The 20278-nt window shown below is 48.2% G+C and carries 16 protein-coding genes; 5 read left to right on the top strand and 11 right to left on the bottom strand.

From position 1 onward, the window contains the following. Window positions 1–87: 87 nt before the first annotated feature. A complete protein-coding gene (locus B153_RS0128215; protein ID WP_020600110.1) occupies window positions 88–699 on the bottom strand; it encodes a fumarylacetoacetate hydrolase family protein in 612 nt (203 codons plus the stop codon). Between the two features lie 209 nt (window positions 700–908). Between B153_RS0128215 and B153_RS0128220 the strand changes: the two genes are divergently transcribed. After that, window positions 909–1742, top strand: coding sequence for a M48 family metallopeptidase (locus tag B153_RS0128220; RefSeq protein ID WP_020600111.1), 834 nt, complete (start codon window positions 909–911; stop codon window positions 1740–1742). A gap of 68 nt (window positions 1743–1810) precedes the next feature. On the opposite strand, the gene sucC is transcribed toward B153_RS0128220, so the two are convergent. After that, window positions 1811–3028: an ADP-forming succinate--CoA ligase subunit beta gene (gene sucC, locus B153_RS0128225; RefSeq protein WP_020600112.1), complete on the bottom strand. Its 1218-nt coding sequence runs from the start codon at window positions 3026–3028 to the stop codon at window positions 1811–1813. Window positions 3029–3176: 148 nt separating this feature from the next. Here sucC and B153_RS0128230 point away from each other — a divergent pair, with 148 nt between their 5' ends. Together B153_RS0128230 and B153_RS0128235 are read left to right on the top strand one after the other, a co-directional pair. Next, entirely contained in the window at window positions 3177–3836 is a 660-nt protein-coding gene (locus B153_RS0128230) for an ABC transporter ATP-binding protein (RefSeq protein WP_020600113.1), read from the top strand. Between the two features lie 90 nt (window positions 3837–3926). Then, window positions 3927–7649, top strand: coding sequence for an RICIN domain-containing protein (locus B153_RS0128235; protein WP_020600114.1), 3723 nt, complete (start codon window positions 3927–3929; stop codon window positions 7647–7649). A 322-nt stretch (window positions 7650–7971) separates the two neighbouring features. On the opposite strand, the gene B153_RS0128240 is transcribed toward B153_RS0128235, so the two are convergent. The 3 genes from B153_RS0128240 to B153_RS0128250 all read right to left on the bottom strand — a co-directional run bounded on the left by B153_RS0128240 (window position 7972) and on the right by B153_RS0128250 (window position 10563). After that, the gene (locus tag B153_RS0128240) at window positions 7972–8394 is read right to left on the bottom strand and encodes a DoxX family protein (RefSeq protein WP_040762280.1); all 423 of its coding nucleotides are present in this window, start codon (window positions 8392–8394) and stop codon (window positions 7972–7974) included. A 122-nt stretch (window positions 8395–8516) separates the two neighbouring features. Beyond that, a complete protein-coding gene (gene groL / locus B153_RS0128245) occupies window positions 8517–10154 on the bottom strand; it encodes a chaperonin GroEL (RefSeq protein ID WP_020600116.1) in 1638 nt (545 codons plus the stop codon). Between the two features lie 112 nt (window positions 10155–10266). Next, entirely contained in the window at window positions 10267–10563 is a 297-nt protein-coding gene (locus tag B153_RS0128250) for a co-chaperone GroES (RefSeq protein WP_020600117.1), read from the bottom strand. A gap of 257 nt (window positions 10564–10820) precedes the next feature. Between B153_RS0128250 and B153_RS0128255 the strand changes: the two genes are divergently transcribed. Then, window positions 10821–11528: a hypothetical protein gene (locus tag B153_RS0128255; protein WP_020600118.1), complete on the top strand. Its 708-nt coding sequence runs from the start codon at window positions 10821–10823 to the stop codon at window positions 11526–11528. A 56-nt stretch (window positions 11529–11584) separates the two neighbouring features. Here the strand turns inward: B153_RS0128255 and secG are convergent, their stop codons facing one another. The 6 genes from secG to tamL form a co-directional block, all read right to left on the bottom strand. Continuing rightward, window positions 11585–11977: a preprotein translocase subunit SecG gene (gene secG / locus B153_RS0128260; RefSeq protein ID WP_020600119.1), complete on the bottom strand. Its 393-nt coding sequence runs from the start codon at window positions 11975–11977 to the stop codon at window positions 11585–11587. A 71-nt stretch (window positions 11978–12048) separates the two neighbouring features. Beyond that, window positions 12049–12873: a hypothetical protein gene (locus B153_RS0128265; RefSeq protein ID WP_020600120.1), complete on the bottom strand. Its 825-nt coding sequence runs from the start codon at window positions 12871–12873 to the stop codon at window positions 12049–12051. Between the two features lie 84 nt (window positions 12874–12957). After that, window positions 12958–13533 (bottom strand): LPS assembly lipoprotein LptE, encoded by a 576-nt coding sequence (gene lptE, locus B153_RS0128270; RefSeq protein ID WP_020600121.1) that lies wholly within the window; start codon window positions 13531–13533, stop codon window positions 12958–12960. Beyond that, entirely contained in the window at window positions 13523–14881 is a 1359-nt protein-coding gene (locus B153_RS0128275; RefSeq protein ID WP_026262518.1) for a sigma-54 interaction domain-containing protein, read from the bottom strand. Before B153_RS0128275 ends, lptE begins: the two co-directional genes overlap by 11 nt. A gap of 89 nt (window positions 14882–14970) precedes the next feature. Next, a complete protein-coding gene (gene miaB, locus B153_RS0128280) occupies window positions 14971–16458 on the bottom strand; it encodes a tRNA (N6-isopentenyl adenosine(37)-C2)-methylthiotransferase MiaB (protein WP_020600123.1) in 1488 nt (495 codons plus the stop codon). A gap of 184 nt (window positions 16459–16642) precedes the next feature. After that, window positions 16643–19333, bottom strand: coding sequence for a translocation and assembly module lipoprotein TamL (gene tamL / locus B153_RS0128285; RefSeq protein WP_157634932.1), 2691 nt, complete (start codon window positions 19331–19333; stop codon window positions 16643–16645). Here tamL and B153_RS0128290 point away from each other — a divergent pair. After that, window positions 19332–20084 (top strand): TrmH family RNA methyltransferase, encoded by a 753-nt coding sequence (locus tag B153_RS0128290; RefSeq protein ID WP_020600125.1) that lies wholly within the window; start codon window positions 19332–19334, stop codon window positions 20082–20084. The two genes, tamL and B153_RS0128290, sit on opposite strands and share 2 nt — an antisense overlap. Window positions 20085–20278: the final 194 nt, after the last annotated feature.

The following is a 20278-nucleotide window of genomic DNA, read 5'->3' on the forward strand; positions in this document are numbered from 1 at the left end:
GGACCAATAAAAAAGTGATCGTGTCAAAAGCAAAAGATTGGAAAGTTGATAGCGAGCCGAAATGCCGGATCGATTCGCCAAACTAAACTACTTAACGTCGAACGTTAGCATGGGTTTATCTTCAATGTAGGCGGTCAGCCGATCTCCGACTTGTACAGGCCCAACGCCGTGTGGCGTACCCGTAAATAGAATATCGCCCTGCTGCAATAGGAAATACCGGGATACAAATGAAATCAGGTAGTCTATTTTGTACAGCATCAGGCTGGTATTGCCCTGCTGACGCGTTTCGCCGTTGATATCTAACCGGAAATTAAGGTTTTGTAAATCTTGATAATCCGTCTTAGGCACAAATCCGGAAATGGGTGCCGATCCATTGAAGCCCTTGGCCAGCTCCCAGGGAAGCCCTTTCGCCTTCAACTTACTCTGCACATCACGAGCCGTAAAATCGATACCGATGCCGACTTCGTCGTAATATTTATGCGCGAATTTCTCGTCGATGTTTTTGCCCACCCGATTGATTTTTACCAGAATCTCCACCTCGTGGTGAACATCGGTGGAAAATTCAGGGTAGAAAAACGGCTCATTTTTCAGGGGGATAGCCGTTTCGGGCTTCATGAAGATAACCGGATCGTCAGGGCGCTCGTTGTTAAGTTCCTTAATGTGTTCGGCGTAATTACGACCAACGCAGATAATTTTCATAGACGTAACGCGGACATTCCGCCCGCACAGATGCGGCTGTAGAGCAGAATACTAGTCCGTCTGGCCGCAGTAGGTTTAAACCAAGAAGAATATCGCAAATCTAACGACTAAAGAGGGGTAGACCACATGAATGACAGAAATTTTGAACAATTCCAGTACCTTACCAGTCTTATTACGTCAGAATGTCATCTACCATTAAACACACACAAATGAAAAAAGTATTGATTCTTATGCTATCGCTTGCTTTCGCGGTTACGGCCTGTGAAAAAGTACCTTTAACCGGGCGAAAGCAATTGATTCTGGTTCCTCCCAGCGATATGCTGGCGATGAGCTTTACGCAGTATAAAGCCTTTCTGGACACCAGTCGGGTGGTGCCTACGTCCAACAACGACGCCGAAATGGTAACCCGTGTAGGCAACCGCATCCGTCAGGCTGTTGAAAGTTATATGAACAGCAATGGATTTTCAAAACGGCTCGAAGGCTTTCAGTGGGAATATCATCTGGTGCAAAGCAATCAGGTGAATGCCTGGTGTATGCCGGGTGGTAAGATCGTTGTGTATTCAGGTATTTTACCGTATACGCAAAACGAAGCCGGTTTAGCTACCGTACTGGGTCATGAAGTATCGCACGCCATTGCCGAACACGGGAATGAACGCATGAGCGAAGGCCTGCTTGCCAATGGTCTGCTACAGGCTGGTCAGGTGGCTACTGGTATTGCCACCTCCGCTAAAAGCCCACAAACGCAGGCATTGTTTCAGCAGGCTTTTGGTGTAGTGGGGCCTTTGGCTTATCAGTTTGGTCGTGGCCTTCCGCATAGCCGAAGCCAGGAATCGGAAGCTGACCACCTGGGTTTGATTTTTATGTCGATGGCGGGATATAATCCGGCCGAAGCCATTACGTTCTGGCAGCGCATGGCTAAAGCCAGTGGCGGAAAAGCCCCGGCTGAATTTTTCTCCGATCACCCTTCCGATGCCCGACGGATTGCTGACTTGCAGAAACTGCTGCCCGATGCGCAAAAGTATTACGCCAGCGCACGGCGTTAGTATATTACCTTACAAACAGAAAAGCCGGAGCACATACTCCGGCTTTTCTGTTTACCTACCATTTGCTATTAAAGTGCCGAAACTACCTGACGTACTTTCTCAGCGGCTTCTTTCAGCTCAACTGCCGACTGTACTTTCAGTCCCGACTCATCAATAATTTTAGCCCCTTCGGCCGCGTTGGTTCCCTGCAACCGGACAATGATCGGCACCGGAATATCGCCAATCGCTTTATACGCTTCTACAACACCCGTTGCGACGCGGTCGCAGCGAACGATACCACCAAAGATGTTGATCAGAATGGCTTTTACGTTCGGGTCTTTCAGGATGATACGGAAACCGGCCTCTACTGTTTTTGCATTTGCGCCACCGCCTACGTCCAGGAAGTTGGCAGGCTCGCCACCCGATAGTTTGATGATATCCATCGTCGCCATCGCCAGCCCTGCCCCATTCACCATACACCCTACGTTACCGTCGAGTTTTACATAGTTCAGGTCATTAGCCGATGCTTCTACTTCGAGCGGATCTTCTTCAGTGATGTCGCGGAGATTGGCCAGATCGGGATGCCGGTACAGCGCGTTATCGTCCAGATTCACCTTGGCATCAACGGCCAGAATCTTATTATCCGATGTTTTCAGAACAGGGTTGATTTCAAACATCGACGCGTCGGTATCCACATAAGCCTTGTAGAGCGAGGTCACAAATTTGACCATCTCTTTGAAGGCTTCGCCCGACAGACCCAACCCAAACGCTACTTTCCGAGCCTGGAACGGCTGCAGACCAACGGCTGGATCGATCCACTCTTTCACGATTTTCTCAGGCGTCTTTTCTGCCACCTCTTCAATGTCCATCCCGCCTTCGGTGCTGGCCATAATAACGTTGCAGGCTTTGCTCCGGTCGAGCAGGATGCTGATGTACATCTCTTTAGGCTCCGATGCGCCTGGATAAAATACATCCTGTGCCACCAGAACCTTATTTACTTTTTTCCCTTCAGGTCCAGTTTGGTGCGTAACGAGCACATTGCCAATAAGATTTTTAGCAATATCGCGTACCTCATCGACCGATTTCGCTAAGGCAACCCCACGCTGTTCGCTGCCAACAACTTTGCCCTTACCACGTCCACCTGCATGGATCTGCGATTTTACGACGACAAACTTAGAATTCGTCTGCGCCATAATCTGCTTAGCGGCTTCCACCGCTTTTTCGGGCGACTCAGCAACGATGCCTTCCTGGATGCGGACACCGTATTTTTTGAGAATTTCTTTACCCTGATACTCGTGTATATTCATGACAACTGCAACAAGGAGGATTGGAAATCGTATTTTTGCGTGGCAAGTTAACAATAAAAAGAGTTTTCAGTTTTCAGTTTTGGGTTTTCAGTTCAAAAAGAACGCGTAACCACCGACTGAGAACCGAAAACTGAAAACTGAAAACCCCGTGTCGCTTCTCCAAACCACTAACATCCGCCGGAACTATAAAAATCTGGCTGTACTAAAAGGAATAGATATCTGTATTGAGCCTGGCGAAATCGTTTCGATTGTAGGGGCATCGGGAGCGGGAAAAACAACCCTCCTGCAAATACTGGGTACGCTTGACCGACCCGACACGGGTGAACTTATACTTGACGGGCAAAACGTGTTCAACCTGAACGATCGAAAACTCGCTCAGTTCCGCAACGAACGGATTGGCTTTGTTTTTCAGTTCAATAATCTTCTGCCCGAGTTTACGGCCCTCGAAAATGTCTGCTTACCCGGGTTTATTTCGGGGAAAGACGAAAAGCAGGTGCGCGAGCGAGCTAGTGAATTACTGGATCGGCTAGGGCTTCGTGACCGCCAATCTCATTTCCCGTCTCAATTATCGGGTGGTGAGCAGCAACGGGTAGCCGTAGCGAGAGCCTTAATTAATCAGCCAGCCATTGTTTTTGCCGATGAGCCCAGCGGAAATCTCGATTCCCATAATGCTGAAGAACTACATCAGTTATTTTTCCGGCTGCGGGACGAATTCGGCCAAACCTTCGTCATCGTTACTCACAACGAACATTTAGCAGACCTTGCCGACCGAAAGTTAACCATTCGTGATGGTGTAGTGCTTACATAATACTATTCGAATTTTTAGTGAAAGAGTAGCTTAACGATCTGCCAAGAATCGTTAATATTGCTATACCCATAAGTGACTTCTATTTAACCAATGACTACCTATCTGGCTGGAAATCGCCCATTCGGTCGATTTGCCTTTTCCTTGCTTTTCTATCTGCTTTTTCGGGCAAATGGAGCGATCGCCCAGCTACCGCCCAACTTCCACAATAACTTGGTACAGAGCGGCTATAGTACGCCTATGGGCACCGTTTTCTCTGCCGATGCCAAACAACTTTTTGTCTGGGACAAGGCCGGGCGGGTTTGGGTTTCGACCTGGAATGGTACGCAATACATCAAGCAAACAACCGCCGTATTGGACCTCAGCCCGGAAGTTGGTAACTGGCGCGATTTTGGGCTGCTAAGCCTGTGCCTCGATCCAAACTTTGCGACCAATGGCCTGATCTACCTGCTTTATGTGGTTGATCGTCATCATCTTCTCTATTTTGGCACAGATGCCTATAGCACCACAAAAGATGAGTACTTCAATGCGACCATCAGCCGGGTTGCCCGATATAAACTGCTCATAACCAACGATGGTTTATCGGCTGATCTGACCAGTCGAAAAGTGCTTCTGGGCGAAAGTAAATCGACAGGAATTCCGCTTACACACGAATCTCAGGCAGGGGGTACGCTTTTATTTGGCCGAGATGGTACACTACTCGTCTCAACAGGCGATAATGCCAGCTATATCAGCGCCGATCTGGGTAGTTCGTCCGAAACCTATTGGCAAACGGCTGTCAATGAGGGCATTCTGCGTACCAATGAAAATGTAGGCGCTTTTCGGGCGCAAATGCCCACCTCGCTCTGTGGAAAAATTCTGCGTCTTGATCCCAACACGGGCGATGGCGTTCCTGGCAACCCTTTCTATATTCCGGCGAATCCTCGTTCGGCAGCCTCCCGGGTCTGGGCCTTGGGGTTACGAAACCCATATCGAATGAGCTTACAACCCGGAACCGGAAGTCCCAAAGCGGCCGATGCCAATCCCGGCGTATTGCTCGTTGGCGATGTAGGCTGGAACAACTGGGAAGAAATGCATAGTATTCGACAAGGGGGCGAGAATGCAGGCTGGCCCATATACGAAGGTATTCTGGAGAATAGTGTCTATGCCTTGGCCGCCCAAACCCTGGAGAACAAAGATGAACCTAACCCATCCAATACCTGTGGCAAGCCTTTTCTGACTTTTGCCGACCTGCTAAAACAGGCATCTGACGAAGCGATTGCTGTTTCCAACCCCTGTAGTGGATTGCCGCTACCTGGTTTACAGCGTCGCTATGTGCACAGCGTTCCAGCCCTCGACTGGAATCATTCGACCAATATCGCTCGCGTACCAAAGCTTACCGCTTTCTCCACCACGACAGCCTTGATCGGGGCAGCCGACTCGCCCGTACCAGGAAAACCCTTCTCGGGAAACTGTTCGACAGGGGGTGCCTATTATTCAGGCACAGTCTATCCGGCAAGCTACCGCAATCTTTACTATTTCGCTGATTATGGAGCCAACTGGATAAAAGCAGCTAGCCTGGGAACAACCGGGGACATTACATCCGTTCACGAATTTGTTCCGACGGGAGGCACCAATGGCGTGGTCGACCTTGAATTTAATCCCCTCGACGGTGCTCTCTACTTCACGAATATCAATTCGGGAGAAATTCGAAAAATTACTTACGCTACAAATCAGCCTCCGTCAGCTATTGCATCGGCTGATAAAACGACTGGCAATAGTCCACTGACTGTACGATTTAAAGGAGATAGCTCCACTGACCCTGACGACGATCTGTTAGCCTATAGCTGGAATTTCGGTGATGGCAGTTCGTCAACAATGCCCAATCCAGGTCATACGTTCACCTCAAGTGGTACTCAGAGTTTCACCGTTCAATTGACCGTCACGGATCCAGAAGGTCTATCCTCAAAACAGCAACTTACCATTTCGCTGACGAATACCGCACCAACAGTAAAAATCACCAATCCACTTGCCAACAGCCCATTCTTATCCACTAAACCCAGCAGCTACTCGTTAAAAGCTGCCGTTACCGACGAATCAATTAGTACACTTACGTACAAATGGCAGGTCATGTTACGGCGCAATAATCAGACGCAGGTCGAAACGATAGTAGCTGATGCCTCCCCAATTGTAACCCTCTCTGCAGTGGGCTGCGATACCGAAGCGTATTATTTCATAAAACTGACCGTTACGGATAAAGAGGGGCTAACGGCTAGCGATTCGGTAATCCTTTACCCCGATTGTGCCTGGTTTACGCTTGCAGTACAGAATTTTAAAGCCGCTCTGTCGGGACCTGCCAGCGCCAGTCTGACCTGGACTAATCCGATTACCGTCTTTGATGAAGTATTAATCGCTGTGCGGCCTGCCAGCGGTTTTACTGGCCGTCCATCGGGTACAACTTATACCGCTAATCCTGCCATAACGGGCAATGGATCGGCTTTGGAAGGTGGAAAAGTGGTATACCGTGGAACAGCTACGACCACAATTGTTACGAATTTAAGTCCACAAACAGCCTATTACTTCCGGGCTTACACCCGAAAAGATACTACCTGGTCCAGAGGGGTTGAGGTAAGCCTAACGACGGGACCAGCCTCTTCTACACTATCCCAATTCGATCCGGCCTTATGTTATACACTAACAAACCGGATCAGCGGCAAAGTACTGTCAGTAGAATCAGGGGCCATTATCGATGGAGCCCCAGTCCGACAGCGGGCATTTGCTGATCAAGCCTGGCAAAAGTGGAAATTTCAACCTATGGGATCAAATACGTATCAACTCATCGCATCGCACAGCAACCAGGCTCTTGCCGTTGAAAATGCATCTACACAAGACTGGGCAAGCATTGTTCAGAATGTCCCTACAAATGCCCGTAATCAACAATGGACTATTCAGACAGGTAGTGATGGGTATTCAACGCTCAAAGCAGACCATTCTGGCAAATTGCTGGATATAGCCAATCAGGATGAAGGCGGAATGGTTATTCAATATTCGGCTAGTGGATCGTATGTACAGTACTGGAAAATTGAAGCAACAGGTTGCTCAAATACAACCTCGCCAACTTCAACGACTCTATGCTACAAACTAACCAATCGAGTGAGCGGAAGGGTATTGGCCGTAGAAAACGGTGCCACAGCCAGCGGTGCTCTGGTACGACAGCAAACGTATAGCGACCGCCCCTGGCAAAAATGGGAGCTCCGTCCAACCGATACACCCAACTCTTACCAACTGGCCGCTGTACATAGCCGTCGTATACTTACCGTACAAAGCGCTTCTCTGCAAGACCGAGCCAGTATTATCCAGGATACCAACAGAAATGCAACCAATCAGCAATGGATAATCCAGGCAAGCTCTGATGGCTACTCAACCCTCAAAGCTGTACATTCCGGTAAATTGCTGGATATAGCCAGCCAGGACGAAGATGGCTTGGTTATTCAATATGCCTACAGTGGCTCATATGTACAATACTGGAAACTGGAGTCGGTAGGTTGCTCAACAAAAGCGGGTCGAACTGCCGTCAATTTTGACCCTACGCTTACTGTATTCCCAAATCCGGCAAAAGAATACCTGGACATTCAAGTGCCCATTACTGAACCTACTCTTCTACAAATGGACGTTTATACTACCATGGGTCAGAAAGTGCATTCCCAAAACGTTTCACTTGACAAATCAACTACGTATCGTTTAGTATTACCGAACTTGCCAGATGGTATGTATGTTATTCAGGTGGATGCTGGTTCCAAATGGCAATTGACCCAACGGTTTCTCATTGCCCGTTAGGGATAAGTCCATTTCGAAGTAAGCTGTTACCAAATGGCTTTTCTGAGTAATATCAGTAATAATAACCAAGTATTTTTGCTCATAAAATTTATTTATCGGCTTCATTATCAAGCCCCTAGGCTACTAGCAAAAAAAAAGTTGGGTTAAGTATATTTGTTTTTGCCAATTTTGTTTTATAATTGTGTCGAAAAGAAAAGTTTTTCATAACGTTGAGTAAATCAGAAAGCCAAGAGAGTGTCTCGCTTGGCTTTTTTGTTTATTATACTATTACGTATACGCATCGTCTTCCTGGTCGTAGCGAACCAATTTAAGCCAAAGCAGCTTACTGATTTCCGCCCCTACCAAATAGTACAGCGTCGACACTCCATCGTCCTCCGCCCGTGAAAAGGAACGCCAGGGCAAGCAATACAAATAAAAACGGATGCTGATCTTCATACCAGAATTTGCCGTGGCCAACAAAGAAGGTAATATAGGCCATCGTGCCAATCGTAATCAGACAGCCTACCCTTGTTAGAAACCCCAGCGTCAGTAAAAGTCCGGCGACCAATTCGGAACCTTTACCCAAATAGACCATGAATAAAGGGGAAGCTGACTGCCTGAAAATTTCCCAGGCTGCATATTCCTTCATCTGAGCCGGATCGAAGACTTCCCATCCGTGGTAAACCAACTGTAGCCCTACAACAATTCGTACTAGTGCCAGCCCACTTTCCTGCCAGATACCTTCGGCCGATAAAAACGTTCTCATAAAAATCATCCAGTAATGAGCTAAATAAGCAAAAAATAAAACGCTCCCGGTCGAACGATCGGGAGCGTTTTGCAAAATCCGGAAAATCTGTTAAATCACACAAATCCCGGTTCAGACAGGTATTACATCATACCGCCCATGCCACCTGGGTGGCCATGACCAGCGCCACCAGCCGGAGCCTCTTCAGGCTCATCAGCCACAACGCATTCGGTGGTCAGCAACAGACCCGCAATCGACGCTGCGTTTTCCAGTGCCAGACGGGTTACTTTTTTCGGATCAATGATACCAGCCGCAAACAGGTCTTCGTAGCTATCATTCTTGGCATTGTAACCAAAGCCACCTTCACCCTCTTTCACTTTATTGACCACTACCGAACCTTCGCCACCTGCGTTGGCAACAATTGTGCGCAATGGCGATTCGAGCGCCTGGCGAATAATGCTGATACCCGTTTTTTCGTCTTCGTTGATCGATTTCACACCTTCCAAAGCAGGAATAGCACGGATCAGAGCGATACCACCACCCGTTACGATACCTTCTTCAACGGCAGCACGGGTTGCGTGCAGCGCATCGTCAACGCGATCTTTCTTTTCTTTCATTTCTACTTCGGTAGCAGCACCGATGTAGAGAATAGCTACACCACCCGACAGTTTGGCCAGACGCTCCTGCAATTTCTCGCGATCGTAGTCCGATGTGGTGTTTTCAATTTGAACTTTAATCTGGTTCACACGACCCGTGATATCGTCCTTGTGGCCAACTCCATTCACAACAGTTGTGTTGTCTTTGTCGATCAGCACTTTCTCGGCTTGTCCCAGATATTCGATCGAAGCGTTTTCAAGTTTGAAACCACGCTCTTCGCTGATCACCTGTCCGCCGGTCAGGATAGCGATATCTTCCAGCATTGCTTTCCGACGATCCCCGAAACCAGGTGCTTTAACAGCCGCTACTTTCAGAGCACCACGGATTTTATTCAGAACCAGTGTTGCCAGAGCTTCACCGTCTACATCTTCAGCAATGATCAACAGCGGACGGCCGGTCTGAGCTACTTGCTCCAGAACAGGCAGCAGCTCTTTCATCGACGACACTTTCTTTTCGGTAATCAGGATGAACGGACGATCCAGTTCAACTTCCATTTTATCGGTGTTGGTCACGAAGTAAGCCGACAGATAACCCCGATCGAACTGCATACCTTCTACGGTTTTCACTTCCGTTTCGGTACCACGCGCTTCTTCAACCGTAATTACCCCTTCTTTACCCACTTTCTTCATGGCTTCGGCAATCATCGTACCGATTTCCTCGTCGTGGTTAGCCGAGATGGTAGCTACCTGCTCGATTTTACCGAAGTCGTCACCAATCGTCTGCGATTGTTCGGTCAGATTAGCCACAACAGCCGAAACGGCTTTATCGATACCGCGCTTCAGGTCCATCGGGTTCGCACCGGCAGCTACGTTTTTCGCGCCAATCGAATAGATGGCTTGTGCCAGTACGGTAGCCGTAGTGGTACCATCACCTGCCGAATCAGCGGTTTTCGAAGCGACTTCTTTTACCAACTGAGCGCCCATGTTTTCCATGGCGTCTTTCAGTTCAATTTCTTTAGCCACCGTCACACCATCTTTGGTGATGGCAGGCGAGCCAAATTTTTTATCCAGGATAACGTTACGGCCTTTAGGACCCAGGGTTACTTTCACCGCATCGGCGAGAGTGTCGACGCCCTTCTTAATGCGTTCGCGGGCTTCGGTATCAAAAAATATTTTCTTAGCCATTGTTGGTTAATGATGAATTATGAATGATTAATTATGAATGAGCGGGATGAAGGCGAGTTGTAATCCTTAGGGAAACAATTCATCATTCATCGTTTATCATTCAATCATTAAATTACAGGATTGCGAAAATGTCGGATTCACGCATGATAAGATATTCTTTGCCATCAACGGTAATTTCTGTACCGGCATATTTACCATACAATACCGTATCGCCCACCTGAACCGTCAGCGGCTCATCTTTCTTACCTGCGCCAACGGCAACGACCGTACCACGCTGGGGTTTTTCCTTTGCGGTATCGGGAATGATAATACCAAAGGAGGTTTTTTCTTCGGCCGGTGCGGCTTCGATCAGCACTCGGTCGGCCAGCGGTTTCACGTTCACTTTAACGCTTTCCGTTTCTGCTACCATGATAATGAGTTGATTAAGGTTTTTTAAACTGTTTGTGTACTGATTTTAGTTACACGACGTTCTGGACTCGCCAATTACTGTGCCAACCCGGTCAGACTGTCAAATTTTCAGTTTCAGGACTGACATACTGCCATTTGACTAATTCATTAAACTTTCTTCGGCAGATTCAGTCTTTTTAACAAACAGAATTTGGTTTTTTAACCTGTACTGGTTAAATTAACCAAGTCATTTCCCCGCCAAATGGCAGATTTCTGCGTATGAAAAAGTTACAATCTGACTGGTTTACACAAAATTGGATCGACGCCGAATACCAAAAATATGTCGTGATGGCATACTTACAGGGTGTTCAACAGAACTTCGCCGAGCATAAGCTTTGTCCCGATTTACCCGAACTACGCGACCACTACCACGAAGGTCTTCGTTTTACGAGGGGTAAAGGTACGCTAAATGGGGCGTTCCCCAAGCGTGTCAGCCGAATAAGTGGCCCCCCTCCCCGAATCGAATACAAATCTGAGGTAACGGACCCTGCCTTTATGGCGGAGTTGGATGCCATTATGGAGTTTGCCCTCCCCCGATTTCAGGCTATGCTGACAGAAGGGCATCAACGCTGGGCCGACATAGCGCAATCGCTTACATTAGCTCCGGTAGGCTTATTACCACTTCGGCCTGAAGAGGGGTATTTGCTGCTCCACGCGACCAGTCATGCCGAAATGCATGTGTATTATTTTGCAGTTACCCTTTATTCAGAAAATGAACCGGGCGGTCGACTCGTGCAATTACGCCTGGTCGATGTCGTCACAAAAAGCCTGGTCAATACCTTTGAAAAGATCAAGCTTGATCTTATTCGTCGACATCAGCATTTGCCCAACCCAGCAACTTTTATTCTGGAAAGCAAACGTACCTACCCCATTCAGGAAACACTTTTGCCGATCGCCCGTCAATTACTGGCTCAAGCGGCCGCTTAAAACAAAAGAGCCACTCCTTCGACGGGAGTGGCTCTTCAATGCGTATGCGTTTTGTGTTACTTCTGCGGAGTTAAAGCCGAAGTAGAAGCGCCTGGTGACTGAGCCCCTGGAGCCGCCTGACTTGGGGCTGCCCCGTTGGCAGCACTTGGAGCTGCGGCACCGGGCAGGGTTTGTGTTTGTGCCCGGTCAACGTTTGCGCTATTGATGGTGGTGGTCTGCGTACGATCAACCATGATGTACGATGCTAACGTCAACACCATTACCCCGATACCTAATCCCCAGGTGATTTGCTCAAGCAAATCGGTCGTTTTTTTCACGCCCATCAGTTGGTTTGATCCTAAGCCACCGAATTCACCGGCCAATCCGCCCCCTTTTGAGTTCTGAATCAACACGATAAGGATCAACAGTACGGTGAGAATACAAATAAGAATAATAAGTGCCGTTACCATGAAAAAGATGCTTACTCTGTTTAGTTAATGCGTTTATAAATTGGAGAGATCAAAAATCATTCCTCTATTGCTTACTGACGACTTTCCAATTCACTAATTTTTGCCGCAAAGTACGCCTTTTTTTCTGGATTCTTCACCATCAACTTCCTATACATTTCACGGGCTTTGTCAATTTTTCCTTGTTTCTCTAATATTTTGGCGAAACTCTCCGTCACCAATCCCCCGCCAATCGTTCTGTTTCGTTTCGTCAGATCTTCCTGTTCGTTCGATTCACTGATCTTACCTCTTGCCGAAATACGTGAAATACTGGGCTCATTTCGGATAAAACTCTCAATCAGATCGAATTGCCGCTGCCGCTCCAGATCAGCCGCCGACTGTACAGGCTGTGGCTCTTCAAGCGGTTCAGCAATTTGTACGAGTTCGTGCTGCAGATTCGTTTCCGCTAATGTCGGATCTTCGGGCAAAGGTTTCGTTTCGATCCGATCGGCTTCGCCGGGTGCAGCCAGGCGAAGCAGTGATAGTTTGGGAAAGCCGTTGCTCACCCCTGCCTTCGACTTAAAGATCGCGTAGCTTTCCTGCTGATAATCGTCGGGAATGGGAACGTGTTTTGCCGACAGCTCATTTAGCTTCGACAACAGATTTTCGGACCACTGAAATTCGTTTTCGATCAACTTACGCAACGCATTACGGCTTAGTGCATGAGCTGCTGCCCGACGTACAAATGAGATTGCCTGCCCCCGCTGGTGTACAGAAGCCGCTTTAGCCGTTAAGGTATGCAACGATTGACAATATGGGTATGCAGCCAGACTTTCCTGCAGTTGAGCAAAGTCGGTTGGCGATAAATCATCGGGATGGGTAACCCAGTAAGAAAAGGTTTCTTTATCGAGCGAAAGCAAGGAAAATACAATTTATGGGTACAACTTACGATTTGCGAAAGTACGGTTTCAAGCCTAATTCGTAAAGCGTAATTCCTATTTTTTTTACCAGTCAGCCGCCGTCTTGTTGAAAATATCGAGGACAATCTGATCCAGGATTTTGGGAACCAAACGGCTTTCGTTCTGGCTCAGGGTCTGCCCCTGTGGGAAGTCCTGATAAAATGAAAACGACTGCTCAAAGTTTTTGCTTTCATCTTTGTTATTGTAGAACCGGACCAGCACGGTGATTTGCAATCGGTTAACCCCTGCCTGATCCTGGGCTGTGGGCGCTACGGCCAGCAGGTCGTAGCCCGTAATATTTCCTTCCAGTACAATATCGCCATTGGCTGGTACTACTTTCAGATTGGTATACCGCTGGTAATACTCTTTCAACTTTTCGTTGAAGGTAAGCGGTAAGTTGGCTGGTCCCCCAGCCGTTGCCAGCACAAAATTATTGACCGTAACCGTCTTGATATCGGGCGAAAGCGTAGAGCCCGTGAAGGAATAAACCCCGCATGATTGAATGAAGAGTGAAATGAGCAGCGCAAATCCTAAACTAGTTAATCGTTTTAAAAGATTATTCTTTACCGACCGGCAGCCCGGTCTTACTTTTTCCCTCCTCACCAAAAACTTACTCTTCATCAATCTCATACTGCTTAATTTTCCGGTATAATGTTCGCTCGGAAATACCGAGTGCCTGAGCGGCATATTTCCGCTTGTTATTATTACGCCGAAGGGCTTTCAGGATCATCTCTTTCTCCTGCCGCTCCAGCGACAAGGAGTCGTCTTCTTCCGTTTCATGCGTAACGTCCTCTACTTCGGTCAGGTCATTGATATCGCCATTCACATCATCAAAAATCTGTACGGGCGGATGGCTGCCGTAGGTTTCTGTGGGGGGTGGCGAATCAGGGCGAACCGTTCCGTTGGTAGCAGGCAAAAAGCGGGTAATACCCATGTCGCCAGCCGGTCTTGTATCGCTGTCCGGAACAATCGAATCAAATAGGTCTTTGTGGGTATGTAAAATTTGTCGACCATCCTGTTCATTACCCAGCATATCCCGAACCAGCTTCTTCAGCTCATTCATATCCCGACGCATATCGAACAATACTTTGTACAGTAGCTCGCGTTCGGAGAAATTTTCGGTATTGCTCCCGTAAGCCTGCGGAAACAAGGCTAGCGTACGACTTGGCTGTTGGGAACTGGGCAGGTATTTGGCCAGTGTGTCGGCCTCAATAGGTTTGTTCTGCTCCGATTCGAGGATGGATATCTGTTCAGCAATATTTTTCAACTGACGGATATTACCCGGAAACGGAAACGACATCAGCACCTGTTTGGCCCCTTCGGTCAGTTGCAGGGGTTTGATGCGATAACGTTCTGCAAAATCGGTTGTAAACTTGCGAAACAGAAGTTCTATATCGGTGCCCCGCTCGCGCAGGGGCGGCACATAAATCGGAACCGTATTGAGCCGATAGTATAAATCTTCCCGAAATTTCCCTTTCTCAACGGCGTCCATCAGGTTCACGTTGGTAGCCGCCACCACCCGCACATCGGTTTTCTGGGTTTTGGAGGAGCCAACGCGGATGAATTCACCGTTTTCCAGCACCCGTAGCAAACGGGCCTGGGTGCCAAGTGGCATTTCGCCTATCTCATCCAGGAAAATTGTACCGCCATTTGTCGTCTCGAAATATCCCTTTCGTGAATCGACAGCACCGGTAAATGAGCCTTTTTCGTGTCCAAACAGTTCCGAATCGATGGTGCCTTCAGGAATAGCTCCACAGTTGATGGCAATGAATTGGCCATGTTTACGTACACTGAGGCTATGGATAATTTTCGAAAACGATTCTTTCCCACTGCCACTCTCGCCCGTAATAAGCACCGTCAGGTCGGTAGCGGCTACCTGCATAGCTACGTTGATGGCGTAGTTTAGAGCGGGCGCGTTCCCAATAATACCAAAGCGCTGTTTAACCGACTGTATTTCCTGATTGTTCATATAGATGTCATTTACTGTCATTGATAGTCATTAAGCAGTCATTCTTTGCTGATACAAGTCCATGACCAGTGAATGACAATCAATAATCATCAATGACTAACTACCTGCCCAAGCAAAGTTGCAGAGGTACATTCGGTCACTAAAACATCGACGTACTGGCCCTTCTGATGGCTTCCTTTCGGAAATACAACCATTTTGTTCTGGTCATTCCGGCCGCACAGAAACTCGTCGGAACGCTTGGAAGGCCCTTCGATCAACACACGCTGCACCTGACCGATATGCCGTTGGTTCCGTTCGGCCGAGTGCTCCAACTGACGGGCGATGATTTCATTCAGCCGGCGTTTTTTCACTTCTTCCGGAATGTCGTCAGTATATTTTTTAGCAGCCAGTGTACCCGGACGTTCCGAATAGGCAAACATATAGGCGTAATCATACCGCACATACTCCATGAGCGAAAGCGACTCCTGGTGCTCCTCTTCGGTTTCGGTACAGAACCCTGAAATCATATCGGTCGAAATACCGCAGTCTTCACCCAGAATCTCACGAATCCGATCAATCTTGCCAATATACCAGGGCCGATCGTAGGTCCGATTCATCAGCCGCAATACCCGGCTGTTCCCACTTTGGGCAGGCAAGTGGATGTACTTACAGATGTTTTCGTACCGGGCCATGGTATGTAACACATCATCCGTAATATCCTTTGGATGCGAGGTGGAGAATCGAACCCGCAAATCAGGATGAATCTGCGCTACCATTTCGAGGAGATTGGCAAAGGTGGTGGGTGCAGAGGGCACAGTGGTAAGGGCATGAGGTAACTGGTTCTCCCCAGATTCTACCCTCTGCCCCAAGCCCTCTGCCACATGCCACTTATAACTGTCCACGTTCTGGCCGAGCAGTGTTACTTCGCGGTATCCTTGCTCGAAAAGCTCCTGGGCTTCCCGAACAATGCTGTGTGGGTCACGACTACGTTCGCGCCCACGGGTGAACGGCACTACACAGAAACTGCACATATTGTCGCAGCCGCGCATAATGGAAACGAACGCCGTAACCCCATTGGAATTCAGACGAATTGGCGAAATATCGGCATAGGTTTCTTCGCGGGAAAGAAACACATTAACGGCTTTCTGACCCGACTCGGCTTCTTCTACCAGTTTGGGAATGTCGCGGTAGGCATCGGGACCAGCCACAATGTCGACTACTTTCTCTTCTTCCAGCAGCTTGGTTTTCAGTCGTTCGGCCATACAGCCCAGCATACCCACCAACAGTTCAGGTTTCTGGCGTTTGAGGCCCGTCAGATGCTTGAGTCGGTTACGAACTTTCTGCTCGGCATTATCCCGAATGGCGCAGGTATTTAAAAAAATCAGGTCTGCTTCCTCGGCCGACGAGGTAGTTGCAAAACCGGCATTCCGCATGACGGCCGCTACAATCTCACTATCGGCAAAGTTCATCTGGCAACCGTAGCTTTCAATGTACAGTCGTTTTTTACCCACGGCCAGTTCCTCTTCAGAAGTACGGGGCAAATCAATCTGTTCCTTATCAGCCGGTTGAAGTATAGTTAGTTCGCTAATCACTGCCATTGCTCGTCGATGGTCGCTCCAGCGTAAGTTGATTGTGAGCTGTTGTTGACAGCATTTTTTTACGATTTGGCGACTCTTTTTTACAAAATTAAGAAGATTGACCTGAAAATCCTGTCATTTTGGCAGAAACTAGCCGTTAAATTTCGTTAATACGCTGGTCAACAGCGCTCTTCAGAAAGGTGAGCTAGAATGGATAGCCTACCCCAAAATTGATTACCAGCGGATTAGGCCCACTGGATAATTTGGCCAGGGAGAACTTGGGGAGAATAAATCGTTGATCAACGATCTCCCCTTTCTCATTAGTATATTTCCGGGCGGGGTCCCATACTTTGATCCCGCCATCGAAACGAATCACAAAAAATGAGAAGTCGATGCGTAACCCTACTCCCGTACCGACCGCAATTTGTGGTAGGAACGAATCGAACTGAAAAATTGAACCGGCACGAGGTTGATCAGTGGTTGCCGAACGACTTCGAAAAGCCCATACATTACCCGCATCGATAAAAACAGCCCCGTTTATATCCGCTCCGAGGTGAAATAAGCGCCCCCGTAATTCGGCCGACCCTTCGATCAATATATTACCCGGCTGCTCGAATAAATATTTAAACTGCCCGGTCAATGTGTCGATGGCGGGTTTTGATGGATCGCCCGACTGGTATGGGAACGCAGAGCCTGGTCCTAAACGCCTGGGTAGCCAGGCCCGGACACTGTTACTACCGCCCGCAAAAAACAACTTTTCATACGGGACTGGCCCTCCACCAGGACCATACCCATACGCCAACCCAGTATTGACCCGAAAGGCCAATGTGGTTCGGGAACGAATCGGTATGTAATGGCGATAATCAAAACTTGCCCGAAGGAATTTATAAAGCTGAACACCAATTCCGCCATTTTCTTCACTCCACTGGGAAACCGTCTTATCCGAAAAGAAATTGAGTGTTGTCCCCCCCGATTCCAGAACGGTACGAAAGAAATTAGCCTGCCGATTTTGCCCGGGCGTATTGGTATTGTATGTGTAAGCGAAGCTAAAACTTGAACTGAGCGACCGTCGAAAAAAGTTTAAATAAATCGTACTTCCCTGACTTCGCAAGGCCAGGAGCTGGTCGTAGAACGCCTGACTTATGACCTTATTGGTACCATCTCCAGCATTGATCAGGTTAATATCGGCAATTAGAAAATTAAATTGTTTGGCCGGAGTGGTTTGCCAGTTATAGGCCATTGTTGCCCGCAATAACGATCGGCGGAAATCGGGCCGGAAGGTATTATTGAAGCTTAAGCTAACCTGAGTACGAGGAGCGTAGGGCGTAAACCGAAACCGAAATCGACCAGGCAGCAGCATTTGTGGAAAAATAAGTGAACTGCTGACCCCTAATTCCTGCGATGCATACACGACTTTGTTAAAATTATTCGGATCGGGCACAAACCCGGTCTGCGCTTCTACCCCATAGCGTACGGAGGTTTCGAAGGTTTCCAGACCACCAAACATATTCCGTACCCGAAAAATCAGGCTTCCAAACCCACCCGGATACCCTTGCCCCTGATAGAATAATCCAGTAGCTCCTCCTTCGGCTGTCGCTTCGTATTTATCTAAGGGGCTGGCCGTAATGAGGGCATGCAATCGGCGATTGGTGGTGTCGATGAAATTGAGGTTGATGTATTTGAACTGATTCAGCATGAACAGCTGCCGCTGCGTGTCACGAAAGTTGGTCTGACTGTAAAGCTGATTGGGACGAAGCAGAATTTTTGATTCCAGTAACCGCAATGAAATATCCCGGCCACTTAGCATGTAGGTAATCCCGTTCCGTTTGGCGGTATCCAGCGGATTCATCATCGTGGGTTGCCCGCTGGTAGCCAAATCAATATTGGGGCTGATCTGCACATCGACATCCCCAATGTGATAAATCGGGTGCGATGATTTACCGGGTGGGTTCGCGATCAGAATGGCAACATCGACCGTACGACGGGTAGAATCACCCGGTTCGGCTCCCTCCAGATAGCGACGGGCATTTCCCCGCCGAATGGTGTCGACGTCCGTAGCCCGAATATACTGGCGGGAAAACGTGTAATACCCCCGATCACGTAGTAAGGACTCTATGCGAAGGCGCTCGCCCGACATGTTCTCAAAATCGAATCGTTCGCCTACTTTTAGTTTCGACTGGTCGAATGATTGCCGGACAATGGAATCAATCCGAGGGTCAGCAATCTGATAATTGATGTTGCGCAGGTAAAACCCTTCGTTTTCTCGAATCAGATAATTCACCCGAATCTGCGACCGACGAATCGTGTCGAGCGTATAGCTGGTTTTTGCATTGAAGAAGCCTTTGTCCGACAGGTATTTCTGCATTTTAGTGGCATTGGCTTTGGCATCTGCTTCGGCAAAATAAGAGGGGGGTTCGCCAAGGCTCCGCATCAGCCAGTTACCTTCTTCTGCCTTAAGGCGCAGGCGTTTCAGTTTTCGCCCATATTGCTTATTTAATTTTTTCAATGCCCTGGGCTGGTCGGCCAGTTGCTGGCTTTGCTGTTCAAATTCATTAGTTTTGGCCTGTAACTCCTGAACGGCCGCTTCCCGGTTGTATCGACGTAAACCCAATTGATAAAACCAAAGTGGTGGGGTGATCGGGAGTCCCAGCACCCGACGGTTCGGTTTCTGTGGAATCAGACTTTCGAGGTTTTCGCGGGAAATGGTTCGGTTACCCTTTACCGTTTGGGCCGTCAGGATATACTGATTGATGCCCAGCCGTTTGGTACTCAGGCAACTGGACAGAGAAACGACGATTACCAACAGGCTTATTCGCGATGTATGATGCAGGGTATTTGATGTATAGCTAACCAACCCATCATACATCCTACATCCTATATCATACATCTTTTTCATGCTTTCCAAAAATCAGCTTAAATACATACAATCGCTGCACCAGAAAAAATACCGGCAACACCATGGGGCCTTTCTGGTCGAAGGAGCCAAGAGCGTTCAGGAAGTTCTGCAATCAAACTTCCAGACCGAACTGGTCGTGGCGACCGAAGCATTTTACAAAGAAAACGTTCACCTTACAGATCGCCAACGAACAGCCGTCGAAATCGTTTCAGAAGCGGAGCTAACCCGTGCCGGAACACTCGAAAGCAACAATGCGGCTCTGGCTGTGGTCAGAACGAAAGAGAACCGGCCGCTATTGGCTCAACCAGACGAAATTGCCTTAGTTTTAGACGATATCCGTGACCCTGGCAATCTGGGTACGATTCTCCGCATTGCGGATTGGTATGGCGTTCGAAAAATTCTCTGCTCCGAAACAACCGCCGATGTGTATAACCCAAAGGTTATTTCGGCTAGTAAAGGCTCGTTTACCCGAGTAAACTGGTGGTATGGCAATGTGGTTCAGGTACTCTCGCAATTGGCTGGTACATTACCCGTTTACGGTGCCTTTCTGGATGGGGCCGATGTGCATACCCTTCCGTTCAAAAAATCCGGCTATTTGGTGATGGGTAATGAATCGAACGGTATCGGGCCTGACCTTGCCCGATACATAACCCAACCCGTTACCATACCCCGCTACGGAGAAGCCGAATCCTTAAATGTTGGTATTGCCACAGCCGTACTACTCGATAATATCCGGCGAACTACAGCTTAAATGCGCTTATCGGGAGCTATGCAGCCCTCTTCCGCATATCCGCCAATCTGATTAAATCAGCTTCGGCATCCATATATATACCTGTAAATCAATTCATTTCCTGACTACAAACAGCGTCTTGTAGTTTACAAAACTGTCTATTTGTCAGGCCGGACATTAATGAATCCATGTAGGCTTCTGTTCGAAGTAAATAA

The sequence above is a fragment of the Spirosoma panaciterrae DSM 21099 genome, from assembly GCF_000374025.1.
Lineage (GTDB): Bacteria > Bacteroidota > Bacteroidia > Cytophagales > Spirosomataceae > Spirosoma > Spirosoma panaciterrae.

Bases quoted from the DNA above. Each gene is read 5' to 3' on its own strand.
- sucC (WP_020600112.1), bottom strand. From the start codon at position 3,028: ATGAATATACACGAGTATCAGGGTAAAGAAATTCTCAAAAAATACGGT.
- B153_RS0128215 (WP_020600110.1), bottom strand. From the start codon at position 699: ATGAAAATTATCTGCGTTGGTCGTAATTACGCCGAACACATTAAGGAA.
- secG (WP_020600119.1), bottom strand. From the start codon at position 11,977: ATGGTAACGGCACTTATTATTCTTATTTGTATTCTCACCGTACTGTTG.
- miaB (WP_020600123.1), bottom strand. From the start codon at position 16,458: ATGGCAGTGATTAGCGAACTAACTATACTTCAACCGGCTGATAAGGAA.
- B153_RS0128255 (WP_020600118.1), top strand. From the start codon at position 10,821: ATGAAAAAGTTACAATCTGACTGGTTTACACAAAATTGGATCGACGCC.
- B153_RS0128240 (WP_040762280.1), bottom strand. From the start codon at position 8,394: ATGAGAACGTTTTTATCGGCCGAAGGTATCTGGCAGGAAAGTGGGCTG.
- tamL (WP_157634932.1), bottom strand. From the start codon at position 19,333: ATGAAAAAGATGTATGATATAGGATGTAGGATGTATGATGGGTTGGTT.
- B153_RS0128250 (WP_020600117.1), bottom strand. From the start codon at position 10,563: ATGGTAGCAGAAACGGAAAGCGTTAAAGTGAACGTGAAACCGCTGGCC.
- lptE (WP_020600121.1), bottom strand. From the start codon at position 13,533: ATGAAGAGTAAGTTTTTGGTGAGGAGGGAAAAAGTAAGACCGGGCTGC.
- B153_RS0128275 (WP_026262518.1), bottom strand. From the start codon at position 14,881: ATGAACAATCAGGAAATACAGTCGGTTAAACAGCGCTTTGGTATTATT.
- groL (WP_020600116.1), bottom strand. From the start codon at position 10,154: ATGGCTAAGAAAATATTTTTTGATACCGAAGCCCGCGAACGCATTAAG.
- B153_RS0128290 (WP_020600125.1), top strand. From the start codon at position 19,332: ATGCTTTCCAAAAATCAGCTTAAATACATACAATCGCTGCACCAGAAA.
- B153_RS0128220 (WP_020600111.1), top strand. From the start codon at position 909: ATGAAAAAAGTATTGATTCTTATGCTATCGCTTGCTTTCGCGGTTACG.
- B153_RS0128235 (WP_020600114.1), top strand. From the start codon at position 3,927: ATGACTACCTATCTGGCTGGAAATCGCCCATTCGGTCGATTTGCCTTT.